Source organism: Streptomyces sp. NPDC004327 (genome assembly GCF_042873935.1).
Lineage (GTDB): Bacteria > Actinomycetota > Actinomycetes > Streptomycetales > Streptomycetaceae > Streptomyces.
Genome location: NZ_JBIAME010000002.1, coordinates 686,333 through 705,303, shown reverse-complemented (window position 1 = coordinate 705,303; position 18,971 = coordinate 686,333). Strand labels below are relative to the sequence as shown.

Sequence of the window (18,971 nt, the reverse complement as noted above, 5' to 3'; positions counted from 1 at the left end):
ACACCCTGCGCGCGCTCATCGCACCCTTCCGAACCGTGATTGAGGGACACCCATGTTCCGTACGCGCACGATCGCCGCGGCCGCCACGGCCGCCGCCGCGGGCCTGCTCCTGCTGCCCGCGCAGGCGCAGGCCGCCGGCTCCGTCCACCTCTACAAGATCTACTACGACAGCCCGGGGACGGACACCCGCTCCAACACCAGCCTCAACGGCGAGTGGGTCCAGATAAGCAACACCACCGCGTACGCGGTCAACCTGCGCGGCTGGACGCTGACCGACGCGTCCAGCCACACGTACACCTTCGGCAACTTCACCCTCGGCCGCGGCAAGACCGTCACGGTCCACACGGGCCGCGGCACCAACACGGCCGCCCACCTCTACCAGGGCCGCGCCGCGTACGTCTGGAACAACGACCGGGACACCGCCACCCTGAAGAAGGCCAACGGCACCCGCGTCGACACCTGCTCGTACAACTCGACCCGGGTCGACTCCGTCATGTGCTGACGTCACGCCTTGACGTCGGCCTCCGGGCTCTCCTCGCGCTGCGGGGGGAGCCCGTACTGCTGCAGCTCCGAGTTGACCTGCCCGCCGAGCGTCATGACATTGAGCGTCGCCGAGTTCTCGCTCGCGATCGCCTTCTCCACGCGCGCGACCAGCGTCGTGAACGCGTCCCGCTCCGACTGCCCTTGATACGGCCCCACCCGGGCCGCGAAGTACACCCGCTCATGCCCGAGCAACTGCTCGGTCGACCGGTAGTTCTTCCACTGTTCCCGGAACCGGTACACGCTCTCCAGCGACACCGACGCCACCACGACCAGACTCAGCACGGTCGCCGTCACGCGCGCGAACCCCATGTCCAGATTCACGAGCACGGGCACCAGCGCGCCCCCGACCACCGACACGGTCCGCATCCGCAGATGCATCGCCTTCATCTTGGTGGCCTTGCGGTCGTACCACGCCTGATACTGCCCGAGCCGCTCGTCGACGTACGCCTGGGCCGTCATCTCCCCGCTCTGCGGCCGCACTTCAGGCCCGTCCCCCATGTTCTCCATGCGGCGAGTATGGCACTGTCGGACCCCCTCGCTACGGTGCCCTCATGGCGATGACGATCGACGAACTCCAGCAGCTCCGCACCCTGCCCCCGCTCCGCGAGGCGGCCACGGCGACGGACGGCACACCCGTCTACGCGGGCGAGGTCGACGGCGTCGACGCCTTCCGGCTCTGGAGCGACCTGCGCCGGCTGCACGAGCACACGGGCTGGTGGCCCGTCCTCGCCGGCGAGCCGGACGAGCTGGCGAGCGTCCTGATCGGTCTGTGCCCCGACTTCGCGCCCGGGACGACGACCCCGAGCAACCCCGACCTGCTGTCGGAAGAGGTGACGGCCGACGCCGTCCACGCCCTCGCCGCCCATGTCGAGGCCGAGCTCGACCTCACCCAGGCCGGCGGCATCCACGTCTCCGCCCTCGGCCAGGACCGCACCACCCTCTGCCTCGTCCAGGCCCCCGCCGGCCACGACGTCCCCGCCCTCCTCAACTGGCTGGGCGCCTGCAACTACGATCTCAACGGCGCCGACCACCAGGCGGTCCTGCGCCACTTCCACACCCACTACGGCGCCGACCTGGTGACCCTGGAGCCCGACATCATCGAACTCCTCGTCCACCGCCGCCCCGCCACCCCCGAGTCCCTGGCAACCGCCACCCTGGAACACCTCGCCTACTGCCCCGACATCGTCTCGCAGGGCGTCGGCTCCCTGGAGGCCCTCGCGGCGGGCCAGCTGCGGGCCGGCAGCTGGTACTTCTGGTGGGACTGAGCGGGTCACGTCGGTACCCGGGGCAGCTCCGCAGGACGTCGTCGAGGTCGGCGACAAAATGACGGTCGTCATCACAGCCCTCGACCGGGAGCAGCGCAAGCTGACCCTGTCCCGCCGGCAGGTGTCACGTGACTCCCAATCGCACCGGCACGACACCCGCTGGCACCAAGACGCCCCAGGGCATGAGTGACCGTCCGCGTTGCCGTCAGAAACGGACGTCAAAGGCCCCTCGCCATGATCGGCGAGGGGCCTCTGTCCTGGTGGGCGCGGACGGTTTCGAACCGCCGACATCTGCTTTGTAAGCTCGCCCTGCGCCCGACGTTGGGCCGCCGCAGGCAAGCAACCAGGAACATGAGTAACCGCGGCAGACCGCTGCTGTACACCCGTGTTGATGTCACCTGTGGATGTCAGCCTCACCATGATCAGCCCTCTCCTGTTCCCTCTGCGGCACCCCAGAACGCTCGAGGTCAACTGCCGAGAGCTTCACCGCAACGGGGGCCGATGCACACGGCCCGTCCAGCGGCGGACAGTTCGGGCGGCACCCGCATCGACACGGGGTAACGCCGGCATACAGCAGGCTCCTCGGCACGCCTTGCCATGACGAGAGGTCGGCCATGGCAACGACGGGGACCTGACTGGCCATCGAGGACTGCGACGAGGGAGGCTTGACCGCCGTAGCTGAGGCCTTCGCCGGAGGAGCCAACTACCCGTGGCCTTCGTCGCTGAGCCTTGCGACACTAGAATGCTCTGCATGGCTGAGTCTCCCACTCTTGAGAACCTCGAAGAGCAGTTGCGCGGAGAGCGTGGACGAGTCGATGTGGCTGTACACAACTTCTCCGTACGCGAATTGGTGCGCATGATCTTCGACGAGGAGCTAAACGCATCTCCGAGCTATCAGCGAAAGTTTCGCTGGACAGAGGACGATGAGTCCCTCTTCATCGAATCAGTCTTCCTGGGACTTCCGATCCCGCCAATCTTTGTCGCTACAAACGTCGGGTTCCAATGGGAAGTAGTCGACGGGCTCCAGCGGCTTTCGACACTCGCACATTTCCTGGCACGCGACTCTGATGAAGCGCAACTCACCGAACGGGACGAGCCTCTACGCCTGCGGGGACTGGAAAAGCTCACCGAGCTTAACGAGTGCACCTTCTCCGACCTTCCCAAAAACCTGCAGGTATATTTTGGCAGGCAACCTCTACAGGTCACCTCACTAACAGACAAGAGTGACCTCCAGGCGCGCTTCGATGTCTTCGAGAGGCTGAACCGGGGAGGAATTCAGCTCACAGCCCAAGAGGTTCGGGCATGCGTTTACCGGGGGCGCTTCAACGAGTTCCTCGAAGAACTCTCAAAGGATGAGCGCCTCACCGATGTCCTGAAGCTGCAAAAAGCGCGCCAAGATGATGGGACACGAACGGAGCAAGTCCTTAAATTCTTCGCCTACAAGAATTACAAGGATAAGTTCGACGGGAAGGTCGAGACCTTCCTTAATAAATACATGCAGGAAGCCAACAAAAATTTCAATTATGCCGCCGAGCGCGACATCTTCGACCAAGCACTGGCAGCCCTACACAGGGCATGCGGCGGCGGGGCCTTTCTCCGCAAGCAGACCCCAGTCACCCCCCTTGTCCAGTTCGAGGCATGCTTCGTCGCCGCAGGAGAAATGGTGCAGGAAGGAATCGCCTTTTCTGACGTTGCTCCGGATTGGCTAGAGGATCCCGAACTGCGGGCTTCTACGGGCGCAGGCACGAATACTCGTTCGATGCTGCGCCGACGCCTGAAGCGAGCCAAGGAACTGCTCAGTGGCGCCGCATGAAACGCTCGTGGCGGAGATACACGATCGGGCCGATAGGTTCCTGCGGAGAGTTGACGACCTAAAGAACTTCCTGGCATTAGTCACAGGAAGGTCCGCAACAGGGAATCTTCAATGGGCAAGCGAGAGTCGCGACGCGAGAGCACTCGCCATTGTGTGCTCAATGGCGGAGCTCGAGTCGTTCACGAAGTACTTGATCCAGGATACTCACTCCGCCCTGAACGCCTCTACCATCCAGGTAGGGGACTTGAGGGCTACGCTGCGACAGCTCGCCGCCCACACCACCTTCGAAAGCCTTCGCGAACTCAATGACCACGGGAAACTATGGGAGCGTCGAAGGTACGCAACAACCCTGGATGCATGTGCTGAGCCGGCAGAATTCCCCATCAATAGAAAGCAAGCCCAGCCGCCGCTCGACGGAAAAACGCTAAAACCTGAGCATTTCAATCGCCTCTGGGAGATATATGGCCTTCCTGGTGTTTCGTTCCCCGTCGCATCTTGGGGGGCCTCGCTACAAAAGATGGCGATGCTCAGAAACGACGTTGCTCACGGAAACATCGCCTACACTGAAATTTTCCAGCAAGCAGGCGTCGCCATCGCGGATGTTGAGAGGTACGTCGACGATATCGTCGAATTCCTAATCCATCTAGTTGATTCCTGGAGTCAATACCTCAACGCGAGGGGATACCTGAAGTCGCCCTAGGTTAACGGTGGAAGGACGGACAGCAAGGCGTGGCGATCATCCCAGGCGCCCTCGCTATCATCCTGTCCGCCGTCGACCCATCGCCCATCGGAACTGTGTCTGTGCGCCGACGTTGATGTCGGCATTGGAGTCAGATCACGTGCTCGGCATCTGCTCGTCAGCCGCCCTGCGAGGCCGGGCAATGGCTTCCGCGGCACGCTTGTCAGCTGCATGCTTTCGCGCGATGGAGGCCCGCAGCTCCTCAGGGGTCGGCCATGGCGCACGCCGGTGAATCATGCGGTGGCAGTTGGCACATATGAGGGCGAGATCGCTGAGCTTTGTCCGCCCCTCGCCTGCTTCGTGCAACGGCACAACGTGATGGCACTCGATGTACCCAGCACCGCGGTCGCCGTAGACCTCCTCGAAGTCGAACCCACACGCCTCACACGCCAGCCGCCCACCGCGCTGAACCACAGAAGCGATCTTCTTCCTCCGCAGGCTCTTGTTCCGCTCGCGGGCCTGGTGCCGGCGCATGAGGAGCCGTCCCTCAGGAGCGCTGTAGTCGTCGAACTCCTCCTCCTCGGTCGGCGCAAGGCTCTGCAGCTCGCCGGCCGCGATGCCCTGCCGAATGAGACGAGCGACCTCGGTCATCTCGTCGGGCCGGGCAAGGAACTCCATCAGCACTGCAACATCGAGGGCGCCGCCGTTGGTGGGCTTGCCCTGGTACTCCGGATGTCGCGTGGCGATGTCGAACGTCTTGCGCGCCACTCCGTTCGGGTTGCGGAACTTCTCGTTGCGCTCCGCCTCCGCGTGGATGGGAAGCAGTTGGAGCAGGGCTGACAGTTCGACCACCGTGGCGTCCTGAGCGTCCAGCCCCTTCCAGCCGTTCTCCATCACGAGCTGACAGGCAAGGATGATCTCGTCCCGGGCCCAGTCAGGATTCTTGACGGCCTTGACCTGGAAGCCTGCCCGCTTCAGCCACGCCGCGGCGTGCTCCTTGCCTCCGCTGAACTCATCGGCTCTGAGTGCTCGTCCTTGATCCCACTGGTGCGCCACGCCGGCTACGGCTTTGGAGTCGTACTCCCGCCCGTCGTGCAGCACAACGTACGAACGAGCCTCGCCAAAGCCGTACTTCGCCAGGAACGCTGCCTGTCCCAACTCGTCGTACTCCGCTATGGCCTTGAGCACGGATCCCTGTGTGATCGCTCCTCTGCGCATGGCGGCAGCGTACGGCCCACCACTGACGACCACCGGCCACCCGAGGCAACCAATGATGGCCACCGTGCGCCCGGTCATGCGCCGGATGCCCTCTTGCGCGGCTCACACCCAACCTGCACGGTTTCGTTGAATGCTGCTCGGCACTCAGGTGCCACAAGGGGGAAGGGCGGTAGTAGGCCATGCCAACCGTGACAGGATGGGCCGAGAAGACCTTCGGCGACGCCGCCGGCCCGTTGGTCGAACTGATCCCCTCCAGCTTGGTTCGAGCTCATGCCCGAGCCCGTAGCGGCCACGAGGGAGTGCAAACACAGACTCTGGAGGCATACGGACACGGCCTGTACGCCGCACAGTACGAGGAACTGGAAGTGGGCCTCGCCTCGCTCCCCACGGCTGCCCCTGTGCGCTTACAGGGACGAACGCTCATGCCCCTTGGCGACCATGTGATCTATCCGTTCCGCTACGCGAAGAAAGACGTCCCCGTCACGACGGCACGACTGCGACGCGCCACGGGATTCCGTGCCGAGCTGATACGCCGGCATGGCCCCGAGCCCATGCAACAAGCCTTCGACCTGGGCCTCGACGAGTTGGACGAGCAAGAACCCCATCCGGACCTCGCCGTGCTGTCAGAGGACGTGAAGCTCGTACTCGTCGCCTACGCCTGCTCCATGACCCAGGGCGTCATGCGCATCGAGTGGGGTTCCGCCGAACTGCGCCGCGAGGACCGCTACCTCATCTGGCACCACCACGAGCCACTCAACCTACCGCCGCGGCGAGAAACACCCCATCTCGTCTGACCGCCGCCCCTAGGTGCGAACCAGTGGGTGAGGGGCTCCTGAGCTGCGTGCTTCCCGGGTCACCTTGGCCGTCGACTTGTCACTGTCGGTCCCCACCGGTCACCACTAAGGCTTCTCGGAAGGTCCACAGATGGCCCAGCCATCGCCGCCCGCGAGCCGTGCGCCGACGCTTCCTCGTCGCTGCGCTCCCGCACCAGGGTGACGGACCCGTCCTCCAGCTCATTACTGTCTTCGAGATGCAGATGGGCCCCATCGGGAACGCCGTCCCCGGCCAGCACCAGCAATTCCCAGCCGGCGTCCTGAGGCCGGCTGCATGCACCTCGATGACAACCTGGCCCCCAAAGTCTCGTACCTCGATGCGCGCGTTCGCGTCCCACGCGGATACCAGTCCGGCACCACCCCACGGCCGTAATCTGGGGCTCTCCGTCGGAGCGCTGCTGGATTCAGGGTTCATGCCGACCATGATGACCGCGATCGCACGAAGCTCCGGAGGACCCGTGCGTGTCGATCATTTGCGCAGGTCAGATCCCCATAACTGTCTTTGGTTTGGCGCGCCTAGTCCACGAATGGGCCGCAAGGCTGCAACCCCGCCCTGAGTTCATTACTCGGGTGCACATAGAGTGCCTAGCGGCGGTGCCTGCTGCCCATATACAGGCGATACGGGGGACTGTTGAGGTAGTTATTAAGCAGGTCGAAGGTTCGGAGCCCGACGGGGAGCCGTTCATACCAAGCGAGCGCTCTGGTGTTGCAGGGGGGACACAGAAGGCCCCTGATGCACTTTCCGCACGTAATCGTGGCGTCAACAGGACAGCAGGCGTGATCATGATCTATGTGCCAAATAGAATCGTCTGGGTGCGCAACGCCGCATATCGCGCAACCGTTTCCCTGCAGTTCAAGGAGTTCAGCGTAAGCGTCTTCCGTCATTCGAAACTTACGGAGACGCATTTTCATGTTAGAGCAGGTGCGGCAGTATGAAGCAGGAGCGCCGGTGGTGGATCTACCAAACTCTTCAACTGGTGCTCTGTGATTGCATAGGCAGCACTCCCACAGGCCTTGATTTAGGAGTTCTGCAAGCATGCTCTTGCTGCGCCGCCGTCGCGAACGATCGGTTGTCATACCAGTCTTCATGAACTGCAGATAATGCAGGTTGCAGTAACCTCTCGCCACGGGAGTTCCCTCGCACCCAGTATGCTTGCAGGGATGCGTCCTACCTTTTCTATCCTGGAGCGGAGTGAATTCCCCTCCACGTTGCTTTTGCTTGTAGTGCCCTCGACACAACCCTGCCGCCCAAAGTGGCGCCTCACAATATTCGAGACTGCAAGGCTGCTTGGGCATCGCGTTTCGGCGACGCTGGTAGTGCTTGCTGCAAAGTCCGTGGCCGTGTTGGTTTCCCGCACAGTCCCCCTCTTCGCACTTTCTGTAGATTCGACTCTTGCGGTCCTTTTCGTAGCAGGTGCCGCAGAGGCCCATGGCGTACACCGCGCGAGCGCAACCCTCGGACCTGCAGAAAGAATCCGGTGAAATCCTCGTCACTCTTCTCTCGCTAACATTATCCGGCCCCGACGCCTTAAATCATCCTTCCTCTTGCTGTGGTTCGCGTGTGGGGCGAAGAATAGGATGCGCCGTCTCCATCCAGACGCGCGTGCATGAGGGGATTCCCTTTGCCGCTCCAACTGTCGCCCCGAATTTCCTGCCGTCTTCATGGACGAAATTGAAGTCGTACCGCTCCGCCTCGGCGTCGATATCGGACCTCGAAACGGTTAGCTTGTCCATTGCGACGTCGTAATGCAGGTGCAGTCGAGACTTCGCTAGACGTGAGGCTTCCTCGGCGGATGGGATATTGCTCCAGGTCTCACCCTGCGATCGGGCCCTCAATTTTGCATAAATGGCCTTTATAGAGCCAGCGATAGCCGCGGCTCCAACTCCTCCCATTGCCCCAGTGGAAACCTGCATGATGATTTCAGAGAACGAGCCTGATGCGCCCCAGTTGTGTTGCGTTGTATTCGCTGAGACCGTGCTGTGGGTGGGCCACTCGGAAGTTTCAGCCCAGCGGATGATTGCGAGTTCTTCCAATACTTCCTCCGTGTACATGTCGAGGTGGTCAAGCTGAATGTCCCATGCTTCTTGGGGGTAGTAGACCGGGTGATCCACAAGCCTGACTGAGATGAGTGCTTCCTGAGCCTTCATGTGCCCTCCCAACTTGGGATCAGTATCGTGGCACGGGCACCTTTGTCTTCGCTGCTGTTCCGCAAGAAAGGGAACGGCCTCGGCCGTCACTCACCTCTAACTCCCGTCCCGTCTGCCGTCGGCCCACACGTATGTGGAGCGGGCGCGGTGCCGGGCGTCCAGGTGGAGCGCGCCACTGTACGAACGACCTGGACGCCCGGTGCCGTGGCTGCTCGGCTTGTCCTGGGTCGACGGCAGACGGGATGGGAGTTGCCCACCGCCACACCCCACGGGCCGGCACTCGCGTACGGTGCCCCCGCCATCCCGGAGTCGGAGCGCCCCCGCCGGAGGCATGTCGGTGACCGTGGGAACCCGGCGGCCGTTGGGACTCGACTCATGCCCTTGGGCCTATCCCGTCTTGCAGGGGCGGGCGTCGGCGCAGCGCGCGCGGAGCGGGCCGCAGGCAGGAGCGTCGCGCGGAGCGGAGCCGGGAAGCCCGCCCGGCGGAGCGGTAGCGCAGCCGGGTGCCTTGATGAGGTAGAGAAACCTGTAACAGCTCCCTCGGGCCGGGCGGTCTTGTCGGCGTAGCCGCCAGCTGCTGGCATGTGTGTGGAGACGGCATGCATGGGGGGATCGATGAGCGATCTGACGGTGAATCCGTGGAAGCGGCACGGCAAGGATCGGCTGTACGTGAACCTGCCGAACGGCGCTGCTGTGGCATGGGCAGACCGAGCCACCAAGGTCGTGACGATCAAGGTTCAGAAGTACCAGGATGAAGCTCTGGCTCTACTTCGAAGGCACCTCGGCGACGGGGTCACCGTTGGCTCCTCACTTGCCGGCGCCTCACCCCCTGCGCCTCGCGCGCAGCAGTCCCCGCCAACACCTCAGCGACGCGCTCCTCGACCGGCAGCCCTCCCACCCCTGTCACCCAGCGAGGACTTGGCGAAGAACCGTCCAGGTGCTCGGCTCCTTGGGCTGATTGCTGAACGGGGGGCCCTTCAACCGCTCAACGCTTGAGAGCGAAGCTGCTACGGCAGTTTTCCGAGTGGGACACCTGGTACACCGGGCTGGAGGGGGAACAGCGGGTTGGTCGAGAGCTGGCACGCCTCTCTTCCCTCGGCTGGCGGGTCCTTCACGGCATAGAGAAGAGCAACGGTGGCGACATCGATCACCTGTTGATCGGTCCCGGCGGAGTCTTCAGCATCAACACCAAGACCCATCGTGGCGCTTCGGTCTGGGTCGGCGACACGATGGCCAAAGTGAACGGTGGGAAGCCGCACCCCTATGCCACCGCAAGCAACGCTGAGGCCGAATACGTCCGAGGCGTGTTGGGACGGTACTGCGACTTCGACGTGCCTGTTGAGCCGGTGCTGGTGTTCGTGGGCGTCGAGTCCTTACGGCGAGCAGCTACCCAGTACACGGTCCGGGTCTATCAGGAGCGTGAAGTCGCAGCTCTCGCCCCTCTCGCCGGCAAGCTCACCTCTGAACAAGTGGAATCCGTGTATGCCGTTGCCCGTCACCGACGCGCCTGGCTGAGGACGTGACCGTCCTTGTCTCGGATGAGGCGACTCGTGAAGCCGCCTCGGCACAGTCGTTCGTACGCACCGATCACATCATCTGGCACCTGCTGGCTGATCATGAATCCCAGCTCCGGGTAGATCAGCAGCCGCTGCAATGCGCCGACAAGCATGTCGATCACCAGCCGAGCGTCACCAATGGCGTCTACGTAGTCCTGGAGCGTCATTGGGCTGGAAGCACTGACGATCTCAACCTCGGGCCACAGCTTCCGCGCCGTGGCGTACGCCCGTCGTTCCTCGTAAGGCTTGCTGATCAGCAGAACGGACGACACGTCAATGCCGACTTCGGCCAGCAGCTCCCGAGAGAAGCGAATGTTCTCACCGGTGTTTCGGGCCCGCGGCTCCACCAGCACCGCCGAGCTAGGAACACCAAGCTCGATCGCCCTCTCCTGGTAATGGACGGCTTCACCGCGGGGCATGCGTTCCCGCGTCGTCGGGCTGGTGGCGCCGGTGAACACGAGCAGTGGAGCCATGCCGCGCCTGTACAGGTCGACTGCGGTGTCGGCCACCCCCAGGTCGTGGCTGCCGAGCCCGATCGCCACCGAGCACGGCCGGGGCACGTGGCCCATCTGGTGGTAGTCCCACAGGCGCTGCGTGTCTGCCCAGTTCTGCGCTGAGATCACTCCCGACCTTCCCTGTCCTTGGCTGAGTCCGGGACCTTGAAGTCGTACTCCCATGCGAAGCGCGAAGCAGCATGGATCCCGATGGCGAACTCGACCACTGTGCCGGAAGCCGTGTACGTCGTCCGGTGCAGCTCGACTACTGGTTCACCGGGTGGCAGCTGCAGGAGCTTCACCTCGTCCGGGGTGGGTGTACGCGCGAAGAGCTGTTCCTTCATGTGGTCGATCTCGTAACCCGCGTCGTAAAGGACGCGAAACCCGCCACCTCGGCCGGCCGGGCCGGGCGTCGGATCGACGATCCGGGTTCCTTCAACGTGTTCAGGCCGGTAGTAGCTGGTCAGCGAGTGTGTTGGCCGGTCGCCTTCCTTTACCAACCGTGCGCGGGCGTAGACCGGATCGCCGGCCGTGAGGCCGTGTGCGGCCGCTACCTCTGGTGAAGCTTCGACGAGGCTGACCGTCTGGGTCTGTTCGTTGCGGCGGTACGCCCGTCCGGTGGCGACGCGATCAGCGATGAACGCAACCTCGTCGCCGTCTCGCCACTTGGCCTTGTCGTACCGAGCGATGCCGAGCCGCTTAAGCGGTACCTGCTGACGCACGACAGTCCCATGGCCACGGGAGGAAGTGACCAAGCCCTCCGCCTCCAGTGCCTTGTAGGCGGCGTGGACGGTGGCCTTGGAGCCTTCGCCGGCCTCGACCAGCTCTCTGATCTGCGGCAAGCGCTGGCCTGGCTCGTAGTCGCCCCTCTTGATCTGCTCAGCCAGCTTGTCTGCCAGCTCCCGCCACTTGGGCGCCATCTCGAACCCCTCTCGACGAGATCTAGTCAAACACAGTCCTAGGACTGCGGGGCACTATCTACTCAGGCCGCTCGCAGTCCTAGGACAGCGGGCCTTGCGGCCCTCTTCTGGGCTGCTTCGACAATGTAGGGGAGTGCTCATGCCGTCCTTCAAGATTGACCTTTCGACCGCCGTGGTGTTCGTCGCGACCGCGCCGGCGCCGAAGCTCGTGAGCAAGCAGACCGGTGAGCGCGCGATGGACCGGGAGACCGGTGCCGGGCTGTCCACGGTGGGCCTGCTGATCTCGGACGAGGGTGAGGGCAACCTCTACCAGGTGACCGTCCCGGAGACCGGGCTCCCGGAGAACCTGACGCCGGGCACGCCGGTGTCGGTGATCGGGCTCAAGGCGCGGGACTGGGAGAACACGTTCAACGGCCAGACCCGGCACGGCATCTCGTTCCGCGCCGTCGCCGTCACGCCGATGGGGGCCTGACCATGACGGACCTGTCGACATTATGGGAGGTCGGCCTCCCGCTGGCCGGCGCCGGTGGCCTCGGGGTCGCGAAGGTCCGCGCCCCGCGCCTCTACTGGTCGCTGGTCGGACTGCCGATCACGCAGGTGCGGTTCACGATGACCTACCGCTCCACCATGGACGTGTGCGGGCTGACGGTGCAGCCATCCCGCTTCCGGGCCTTCCTCGTGCGCAACGTGGCCCGTCGCAGCGACGTCCAGCCGGTGCCGCCGAAGATCCGGCGGGTGCGGGGTTCCTCGACCGGGATGCGGGTCACGCTCCGTCTCCCAGCTGGTCTTGAGCCCGCCGACGTGATGGCGGCCTCGGAACGGCTGCGGCACGCCTGGGGCGTCCACTCGGTCAACGTGGTGGAGACCAAGCCTGGGTTCGTCGAGCTGCGGATGACTGGCTATGACGTCCTGCGTCGGGTGCGAATGCCGCGCCGGCGCCCGTCCGGGCCCATGACGGTTCCGGTCGCGCTGCGGGAGGACGGGACCGCGTTCGTCCGCGACTACCTGAAGGTCCCCCACGCGCTGACGCTCGGGGCGAACCAGTCGGGCAAGTCCATGTATCAGCGCAATCTGATCGCCGGGCTCGCGCGGCTGAACGTCGCGCTGGTCGGGATCGACTGCAAGCGCGGTGTCGAGCAGCGCGGGTACGCCCCCAGGCTCTCCGCCCTCGCGATCACCCCTGAGGAAGCTTCCGGTGTTCTGGATGCGCTCGTGGGCGAGATGGAAGACCGCTTCGACCTGCTCAGCGAGCATGGCGCTGGCGATATCTGGGACCTGCCCGACACGGTTCGTCCCGTGCCGGTCGTGCTCCTGGTGGACGAGGTCGCGGAGCTGTTCCTCGTCGCAGGGAAGAAGGACGAGGAACGGCGGGACCGGATGGTCACGCAGATGATCCGGCTCGGGCAGATGGCCAGTGCGGCCGGCATCTTCCTGGAGGTCTGCGGGCAGCGCTTCGGCTCGGACCTCGGCAAGGGTGCCACCACCCTGCGTGCTCAGCTCACTGGCCGTGTCGTTCACCGGGTCAACGACAAGCAGACCGCCGACATGGGCTTGGGCGACATCGCCCCGGACGCCGTGGTGGCGGTGACGACGATCCCGCCCGACAAGCCCGGTGTCGCGGTGGCGGGTGACTCCTCCGGCGGCTGGTCCCGCATCCGCACACCCGAGCTGAGTGCGGCCAAGGCCGCTGCGATCTGCGTGGAGTTCGCGCACCTCACCCCGCACCTCCCGGCCCTCGCCCCGTACCGGCCCGTGGTTCCCGCTGAGGTCCCGCCGGTGGAGTCCGTGCCGCTGGTGAAGCCGGTCCCGGCAACGGACTGACAGCTGCCTCGCCTGACCCAAGAAAGGAGGTGACCCGGTGGCCCGAACCCTCCGCCTCGACGCCGTCCTGATCCAGGCCGTCATCGCTGGTGCTCTGTCCTTCGCCCACCTGCACGACCTGGCTGCGGCGGCCGGGCAGGACGGCTGGAAGGCGTGGGCCTACCCGGTCAGCGTCGACCTGCTCTTGGTCGCCGCCTGGCGCCGGATGCGTACCGAGGCGGGCAACCGTGACGCGTGGCTGTGGTTCGCCATCGCCCTCACCGCTTCCCTCGGCGCCAACGTCGCCACCGCCGGACTCCTCGACATGCACCACGTCCCGGCCTGGCTGCGCATCCTCGTCGCCGGATGGCCCGCCCTCGCCTTCCTCGGCGGCACCCTCCTCGCCCACACCCACACCCCGACACTTGAGCCCGATCCGACCCCGGCGCCGCTGGAAGAGCCCGACACCGAACCGGTGCCGGATCTGACCGTGGAGCGCGCCCCGGAACCGGCGCCCGAACTTCCGCCGGCCGCGCCCACACCGGAAGAAATGGCGCCGGAGCCCACCGTCGTACCGGTCCCGCCGGTGCCTGCCCCGTCGGCTCCGGCCGTGCCTGTCCCGCCCGCACTGCTCGACCACGCGCGAAAGATCGCGGACGTCCACCGCTCCCAGACCGGTGCCCCGATCGACGCGGCCACGCTCCGCGCCCGCCTCGGTGTTCCGCCCGCCCTGGCTGACTCGATCGCCCTCCAACTCGCCTGACCTCGAAAGGAGATCGGCCTCTTGCGTCCGAATCGCTTCTACAACGTCGTCCGCTTCGGCCCGGTGCTGGTCGGCACCCACCACGACGGCCGGGGCCGCACCAAGCACACCGCCGTGTGCACCGCCCCCGGCTGCGACTACTCCGCCGACTACCCGACCCGCGCCGGCGCCGAACTCGCCGCCCGCACCCACCGCTGCAACGCCTGAGAGGAGACCCGCTCGTGTTCACCCCGAAGTACCCGACCCCGGACACCTACATCCCGGTCCAGCCCATCGCGCCCGATCACTCGACGGCCCTCACGCCGGCCACCCCGGCCACGGCGCCGGTGCCGGTCGCCGCCTCCCACCCGACGGTTCAGCTCACTCCCGGTAGCGCGGTCGCCCTCGCCGCCGGCGGCGGGGCCGTGGTCCTGGTCGTCGGTGCCGTCCTCGTCTCCCTGCTGCTCGCGGTCGCCATCACCGGCGTCTCCGTCGCCGTCGTGGCGGTCGTCCTGCGGCTGCTCATCCGCGACGTGCAGAAGGGCCGGTGACCACCATGGACACGTACACGCTCGCCGCCGCCGGATTACCGGCCCTCGGCTGGGCTCTGCACGGCGGACTGCTCATCCGTCGCCTGGCCACCGCACGCCGCGACCCCCTGACCGGCCTGCACACACGCGCCGGATGGACCACCCGCGCCGACCACCTCATCACCCGGCACGCGAACGCGCTCGTGGTCCTGGTCGACTTGGACGACTTCAAGGCGATCAACGACACCCACGGCCACGCCGCCGGAGACGCCGTTCTCACCACGACCGCTGACCGTCTGGCGGCCTGGTGCGGACGCCACGGCATCGCAGCCCGCCTCGGCGGAGACGAGTTCGCCGCCATCGTCACCTACCCCGACCACACCCCTGGCCTCCCGGCCCTCCGCGCCGCACTGGACCAGCCAGTCACGCACAACGGCCACACGCTGCGGGTCTCCGCCTCGGTCGGCCACTGCCACCGCGAACACCTGCCAGTCCCGATCCTCACCGACGCCCTGTCCGCCGCAGACATGTCGATGTACGCGGCCAAGGGTCACGGCAGGCGCAACACACGCTAAGCGGCCCCCGGGGCGGCCTCTGTCGCCAAACTTCCGCCGCCCCGGGCGCCTGAACCCCATTCCAGATCCAACGGACCCGAAAGGGAGACCTCATCATGCCCCAGACCATCCAGGCCCCGCGTATCTGCCGCGACTGCGACGGCTTCGCCACCGCCACCATCACCACGGGCCTGAAGACCGCCGATGGCACCCGCGACACCATCCGCGTCAACTGCCGCACGTGCCGGGGCCTCGGCCACACCGTCCCCGCCGCCCTCGCCCGCGCCGGGAAGTGACCGCCGTGGCTGGCCTCGCCCCCACACAGAGCGCGCCCGGGCTGCACATCAGCAAGCCCTCCCCGTCCGAGCCCGCCACCGCCTCGGCTGTCTGCCACTGCGGCGCCACGGCCTCCGCCGAGGGAGACGCCCAGGTCGGTGCCCTGGTCGCCGGATGGAACGCCAACCACGGCCTTGCGCACGGGAAGTGATCACGTGACCGACACCGCCACTGCGGCGGGCCTGGACCCGACCACCCTGAGCGATCTGCTCCGGGTGGCCGGGTCACCCGGCTTCGACCGCCTCACCGAACAGATCCGCCACACCGGCGGATGCGCCGCCCCCATCCGCCTGACCGGCGGCACCAAGCTCCTCGACCCGGCCACCAAGACCGTCCTCCACGCCTACACCACCGACGCCGAGCCCGGCGGGGTCCTGCGGGTCGCCTGCGGCAATCGCCGCGCCTCCCGCTGCCCGTCCTGCGCCTGGACCTACGCCGGCGACACCTACCACCTGATCCGCGCCGGACTCGTCGGCGCCCCCGACAAGGGCACCCCGGAGACCATCCGGGATCACCCCCGCGTCTTCGCCACCCTCACCGCCCCCTCGTTCGGCCCCGTCCACAACCGGCCCAGCAACCGCCCCTGCCGCTGCGGCACCCGCCACGACGAGGACGCCCCGGAGCTGGGCACACCGCTCGACCCGGCCACGTACGACTACGCGGGCGCGGTCCTGTGGAACAACCACGCCTCCGAGCTGTGGCGCTACTTCACGATCTACCTGCGCCGGGAGATCGCCGCCCGCGCCGGCCTCACCCAGAAAGCCGCCCGCGAGCAGTCCCGCGTCTCCTTCGGCAAGGTCGCCGAGTACCAAAAGCGCGGCGCCGTCCACTTCCACGCCGTTATCCGCTTCGACGGACCGGACGGCCCCGACACCCCGCCCCCGGCCTGGGCCACCCTCGACCTGCTCACCAACGCCATCAAGGCTGCCGCACGCGTCCGCGTCGTCGTCCCCGCCGCACCCGACCACGGCGTCGACCAGGACATGACGCTCACCTGGGGCACCCAGATCGATGTCCAACCCATCGGCGCCTTCGGCGACGGCGAGGAACTGACCGAACAGGCCGTCGCCTCCTACGTCGCCAAGTACGCCACCAAAGCCGCCGAGACCACCGGCACCGTCGATCACCCCGTCGGCAACAAGGAAGCGCTCGTCCTCCTCGGCATCCCCGACCACCCCCGACGCCTGATGGAAGCCTGCATGGACCTCGATGCGGCCTACCCCGACCGGCGGCTTCGCGCCTGGGCCCACATGCTCGGCTTCCGCGGCCACTTCTCCACCAAATCCCGCCGCTACTCCACCACCCTCGGCGCCTTACGCCAGGTCCGCGCCGACTACCGCGCCCACCAACAACGCACCGCTCTCGGCCTGCGCGACCCCGACGAACACCCCGAGGCCACCGTCCTCGTGGTCGCGCACTGGGTCTACGCCGGCCACGGTCACACGCCCGGTGAGTCGTGGCTCGCCGCCAACATCCGCCGCGACATCCAGCACAACCGCGAACACGCCAGAGAGATCCGAACCGAACTAGCCGCACTGGAAGGGGAGCTGGTGTGACTACGACCACCGCTGAACTGCTGACCGTGCCCGAAGTTATGGCACGGCTCAAGCTCGGACGCTCCACCGTCTACGACCTGATTCGGTCGCGCCGACTGGTCTCGATCACGATCGGTCGGTCGCGCCGCGTTCCCGCTGACGCCGTCCGGGACTTCATCGACAACCAGATTGAGGAGGCTGCCTGATGGCGACTCAGCGCAAGCGCAACCCCAATGGTGCCGGCACCATCACCCAGCGGAAGGACGGCCGCTACCAGGCTGCCGTCTACGTCCTCCAGCCCGACGGCACGCGCGCCCGGAAGTTCCTACGGCAAGACCTGGGCGGAGTGCGACGCCAAGCGCCGTGCGCTCCTCGACAAGGTCGACAACGGCATTCCCGTCCCAACCCGTTCGATGAAGCTGTCCGAGTGGCTGCCGTACTGGCTCGACAACATCGTCAAGCCTCATCGCAAGAAGACCACTGCGGCCAAGTACGAGGTGCACGTCCGGCTCTACCTCGTCCCGATGATCGGTTCCAAGCGGCTGGAATCGCTCAGCGTCGCCGACGTCCGGCGCTTCCTGGTCCAGCTACAGAAGAAGACCAGCGCCGCCACGGCCAAGGAATCGCACCGCGTTCTGCGCACCGCCCTCACCGCGGCCTGCCGTGAGGAGCTGGTGAGCCGGAACGTCGCGACGCTCGTCGAGCCTCCGACCGTCGCCGCCCGGGAGCTCTCCCCCTGGTCCCTGGACGAGACGCTCGACTTCCTCGCCGCCGCCCGTAAGGACCCGCTGTACGCCGCCTTCGTGCTCGCCATCGCCCTCGGCTTCCGCCGTGGGGAAGTTGTCGGCCTTCGATGGGAGAACGTCGACCTCGACAAGCGGGAGATCCGGGTCAGGACGCAGCGTCAGCGGGTCGCCGGTGAGGTGTACGAGGACGATCCCAAGGGGCGCCGGCGCAAGCAGACGCTTCCGCTCCCCGCGATCTGCGTCGCTCCCCTGCGGTGGCAGCGTCTCAAGCAGGCCGCTGCCCGCGAGCGTGCCGGGGAGAAGTGGGCGGAGACCGGGTACGTCTTCACCACCCGCACCGGGCAACCCATCGAGCCGCGGAACCTCTACCGCTCGTTCACCCGCGTCGCGAAGAACGCCGGCCTTCGCGTTGTCCGGCTGCACGACGCCCGGCACGGCACGGCGACGCTCCTCACCGCCGCCGGCGTCCCGCCCCGCGTCGTGATGGAGATCCTCGGGCACAGTCAGATCGCGGTGACGATGAACGTCTACACGCACGTCGTGCAGGACACGCAGCGGGAAGCCGTGAGTCACATAGATCGGCTGCTCAGGAGCCGTCCCCGGTCGTGATCGACCGACTCCGTTGATGTCAGAAATAGATGTCAAAGGCCCCTCGCCATGATCGGCGAGGGGCCTTTGTTCTGGTGGGCGCGGACGGTTTCGAACCGCCGACATCTGCTTTGTAAGCCTGGCGCCCGCAGCTGATCCGTCATGGCAGCTCAGCCCCTCTGTGCGCTACGACGGCTGTCACAAGCAGTGGACGCCGTCGCTATCCTCCAGTGACCGTGGCTGACCGTTCGTTCTGGCACGCATCTGGCACGCATGCTCAGAGGTCAACCCGCTCGCTCACGACATCGTCAGCAGGCTCCCCGTAGCGGAGCACGACGTGCGCCGGCCGAAACGGAAGCGCACGCAAGCCTGACTCCATCACCTGGTACAGAGCGTGTGCGTCAGGCCCATAGGCGAAGATGACCACCTCGCCCCCACCGAACTCATTGCCGTCGACCTCACCAACACCCGCAGCCGCGACCACGACCCCGATGAGCCGCTCGGCCTCAAAGGCCAGTGACCACTGATCGGGTTCACCGAGATCGTCGCCACCCAGCTGGAAGTGTGCCGTCACGGCATGCTCCGGAGGTGTCTCCGGCAAGTCAAAGAGTGTGTCCTGCATGGCGGCACCCTCCCACCGGGCACTGACAGTCGGCCGCTGGCGGGGGTGG

The 18,971-nt window shown here is 66.1% G+C and carries 23 protein-coding genes and 1 pseudogene; 17 read left to right on the top strand and 7 right to left on the bottom strand.

All coding sequences use genetic code 11. The annotated features are described in order from the left end of the window. Positions 1-52 precede the first annotated feature (52 nt). On the top strand, positions 53-502 hold the full coding sequence (locus tag ACFYU9_RS09280; protein ID WP_389205729.1) for a lamin tail domain-containing protein: 450 nt from the start codon (positions 53-55) through the stop codon (positions 500-502). Between the two features lie 2 nt (positions 503-504). Here the strand turns inward: ACFYU9_RS09280 and ACFYU9_RS09275 are convergent, their stop codons facing one another. Beyond that, entirely contained in the window at positions 505-1,050 is a 546-nt protein-coding gene (locus ACFYU9_RS09275; RefSeq protein WP_389205731.1) for a DUF4231 domain-containing protein, read from the bottom strand. Positions 1,051-1,094: 44 nt separating this feature from the next. On the opposite strand from ACFYU9_RS09275, the gene ACFYU9_RS09270 reads away from it, so the two are divergent. The 3 genes from ACFYU9_RS09270 to ACFYU9_RS09260 all read left to right on the top strand — a co-directional run bounded on the left by ACFYU9_RS09270 (position 1,095) and on the right by ACFYU9_RS09260 (position 4,321). After that, a complete protein-coding gene (locus tag ACFYU9_RS09270; protein ID WP_389343894.1) occupies positions 1,095-1,808 on the top strand; it encodes a DUF4253 domain-containing protein in 714 nt (237 codons plus the stop codon). A 751-nt stretch (positions 1,809-2,559) separates the two neighbouring features. Next, on the top strand, positions 2,560-3,621 hold the full coding sequence (locus tag ACFYU9_RS09265) for a DUF262 domain-containing protein (protein WP_389343891.1): 1,062 nt from the start codon (positions 2,560-2,562) through the stop codon (positions 3,619-3,621). 7 nt (positions 3,622-3,628) lie between these two features. Then, complete coding sequence (locus tag ACFYU9_RS09260) at positions 3,629-4,321, top strand: HEPN domain-containing protein (protein ID WP_389343889.1); 693 nt, start codon at positions 3,629-3,631, stop codon at positions 4,319-4,321. 135 nt (positions 4,322-4,456) lie between these two features. Here ACFYU9_RS09260 and ACFYU9_RS09255 read toward each other — a convergent pair whose 3' ends face one another. Beyond that, the gene (locus tag ACFYU9_RS09255) at positions 4,457-5,518 is read right to left on the bottom strand and encodes an HNH endonuclease (RefSeq protein WP_389343886.1); all 1,062 of its coding nucleotides are present in this window, start codon (positions 5,516-5,518) and stop codon (positions 4,457-4,459) included. A 179-nt stretch (positions 5,519-5,697) separates the two neighbouring features. Here ACFYU9_RS09255 and ACFYU9_RS09250 point away from each other — a divergent pair, with 179 nt between their 5' ends. Next, on the top strand, positions 5,698-6,312 hold the full coding sequence (locus ACFYU9_RS09250) for a hypothetical protein (RefSeq protein ID WP_389343883.1): 615 nt from the start codon (positions 5,698-5,700) through the stop codon (positions 6,310-6,312). Positions 6,313-6,936: 624 nt separating this feature from the next. Here the strand turns inward: ACFYU9_RS09250 and ACFYU9_RS09245 are convergent. Next, positions 6,937-7,257, bottom strand: coding sequence for an endonuclease domain-containing protein (locus tag ACFYU9_RS09245; RefSeq protein WP_389344150.1), 321 nt, complete (start codon positions 7,255-7,257; stop codon positions 6,937-6,939). A gap of 627 nt (positions 7,258-7,884) precedes the next feature. Next, the gene (locus ACFYU9_RS09240; protein WP_389343880.1) at positions 7,885-8,499 is read right to left on the bottom strand and encodes a hypothetical protein; all 615 of its coding nucleotides are present in this window, start codon (positions 8,497-8,499) and stop codon (positions 7,885-7,887) included. Between the two features lie 992 nt (positions 8,500-9,491). Here ACFYU9_RS09240 and ACFYU9_RS09235 point away from each other — a divergent pair. Continuing rightward, positions 9,492-10,022: a nuclease-related domain-containing protein gene (locus ACFYU9_RS09235; protein WP_389343877.1), complete on the top strand. Its 531-nt coding sequence runs from the start codon at positions 9,492-9,494 to the stop codon at positions 10,020-10,022. On the opposite strand, the gene ACFYU9_RS09230 is transcribed toward ACFYU9_RS09235, so the two are convergent. After that, entirely contained in the window at positions 9,995-10,678 is a 684-nt protein-coding gene (locus tag ACFYU9_RS09230; protein ID WP_389343874.1) for a YdcF family protein, read from the bottom strand. The two genes, ACFYU9_RS09235 and ACFYU9_RS09230, sit on opposite strands and share 28 nt — an antisense overlap. Continuing rightward, the gene (locus tag ACFYU9_RS09225) at positions 10,675-11,469 is read right to left on the bottom strand and encodes a GntR family transcriptional regulator (RefSeq protein ID WP_389343871.1); all 795 of its coding nucleotides are present in this window, start codon (positions 11,467-11,469) and stop codon (positions 10,675-10,677) included. Before ACFYU9_RS09225 ends, ACFYU9_RS09230 begins: the two co-directional genes overlap by 4 nt. Before the next feature lie 139 nt (positions 11,470-11,608). On the opposite strand from ACFYU9_RS09225, the gene ACFYU9_RS09220 reads away from it, so the two are divergent. From ACFYU9_RS09220 to ACFYU9_RS09170, 11 genes and pseudogenes are all read left to right on the top strand, one after another. Next, complete coding sequence (locus ACFYU9_RS09220) at positions 11,609-11,941, top strand: hypothetical protein (RefSeq protein ID WP_376629994.1); 333 nt, start codon at positions 11,609-11,611, stop codon at positions 11,939-11,941. A gap of 2 nt (positions 11,942-11,943) precedes the next feature. Then, the gene (locus ACFYU9_RS09215; protein ID WP_389343868.1) at positions 11,944-13,290 is read left to right on the top strand and encodes an FtsK/SpoIIIE domain-containing protein; all 1,347 of its coding nucleotides are present in this window, start codon (positions 11,944-11,946) and stop codon (positions 13,288-13,290) included. Positions 13,291-13,327: 37 nt separating this feature from the next. Continuing rightward, on the top strand, positions 13,328-14,032 hold the full coding sequence (locus ACFYU9_RS09210; RefSeq protein ID WP_389343865.1) for a DUF2637 domain-containing protein: 705 nt from the start codon (positions 13,328-13,330) through the stop codon (positions 14,030-14,032). A 21-nt stretch (positions 14,033-14,053) separates the two neighbouring features. After that, positions 14,054-14,239: a mobile element transfer protein gene (locus tag ACFYU9_RS09205; protein WP_389343863.1), complete on the top strand. Its 186-nt coding sequence runs from the start codon at positions 14,054-14,056 to the stop codon at positions 14,237-14,239. Between the two features lie 14 nt (positions 14,240-14,253). After that, positions 14,254-14,562 (top strand): SpdD protein, encoded by a 309-nt coding sequence (locus ACFYU9_RS09200; protein WP_389343860.1) that lies wholly within the window; start codon positions 14,254-14,256, stop codon positions 14,560-14,562. Positions 14,563-14,567: 5 nt separating this feature from the next. Next, positions 14,568-15,116 (top strand): GGDEF domain-containing protein, encoded by a 549-nt coding sequence (locus tag ACFYU9_RS09195; protein WP_389344148.1) that lies wholly within the window; start codon positions 14,568-14,570, stop codon positions 15,114-15,116. Between the two features lie 95 nt (positions 15,117-15,211). Continuing rightward, positions 15,212-15,391 (top strand): hypothetical protein, encoded by a 180-nt coding sequence (locus tag ACFYU9_RS09190; protein WP_389343858.1) that lies wholly within the window; start codon positions 15,212-15,214, stop codon positions 15,389-15,391. 5 nt (positions 15,392-15,396) lie between these two features. After that, on the top strand, positions 15,397-15,582 hold the full coding sequence (locus ACFYU9_RS09185; protein ID WP_389343855.1) for a hypothetical protein: 186 nt from the start codon (positions 15,397-15,399) through the stop codon (positions 15,580-15,582). A 4-nt stretch (positions 15,583-15,586) separates the two neighbouring features. Next, the gene (gene repSA, locus ACFYU9_RS09180) at positions 15,587-16,987 is read left to right on the top strand and encodes a replication initiator protein RepSA (protein WP_389343852.1); all 1,401 of its coding nucleotides are present in this window, start codon (positions 15,587-15,589) and stop codon (positions 16,985-16,987) included. Further along, positions 16,984-17,172 (top strand): helix-turn-helix transcriptional regulator, encoded by a 189-nt coding sequence (locus tag ACFYU9_RS09175; RefSeq protein WP_389343849.1) that lies wholly within the window; start codon positions 16,984-16,986, stop codon positions 17,170-17,172. The genes repSA and ACFYU9_RS09175 overlap by 4 nt, the downstream gene beginning before the upstream one ends. Continuing rightward, positions 17,172-18,321 (top strand): annotated as a pseudogene (locus ACFYU9_RS09170) (tyrosine-type recombinase/integrase). The gene ACFYU9_RS09175 and the pseudogene ACFYU9_RS09170 overlap by 1 nt, the downstream one beginning before the upstream one ends. A 256-nt stretch (positions 18,322-18,577) precedes the next feature. Here the strand turns inward: ACFYU9_RS09170 and ACFYU9_RS09165 are convergent. Continuing rightward, entirely contained in the window at positions 18,578-18,922 is a 345-nt protein-coding gene (locus tag ACFYU9_RS09165) for a hypothetical protein (protein WP_389343846.1), read from the bottom strand. Positions 18,923-18,971 lie beyond the last annotated feature (49 nt).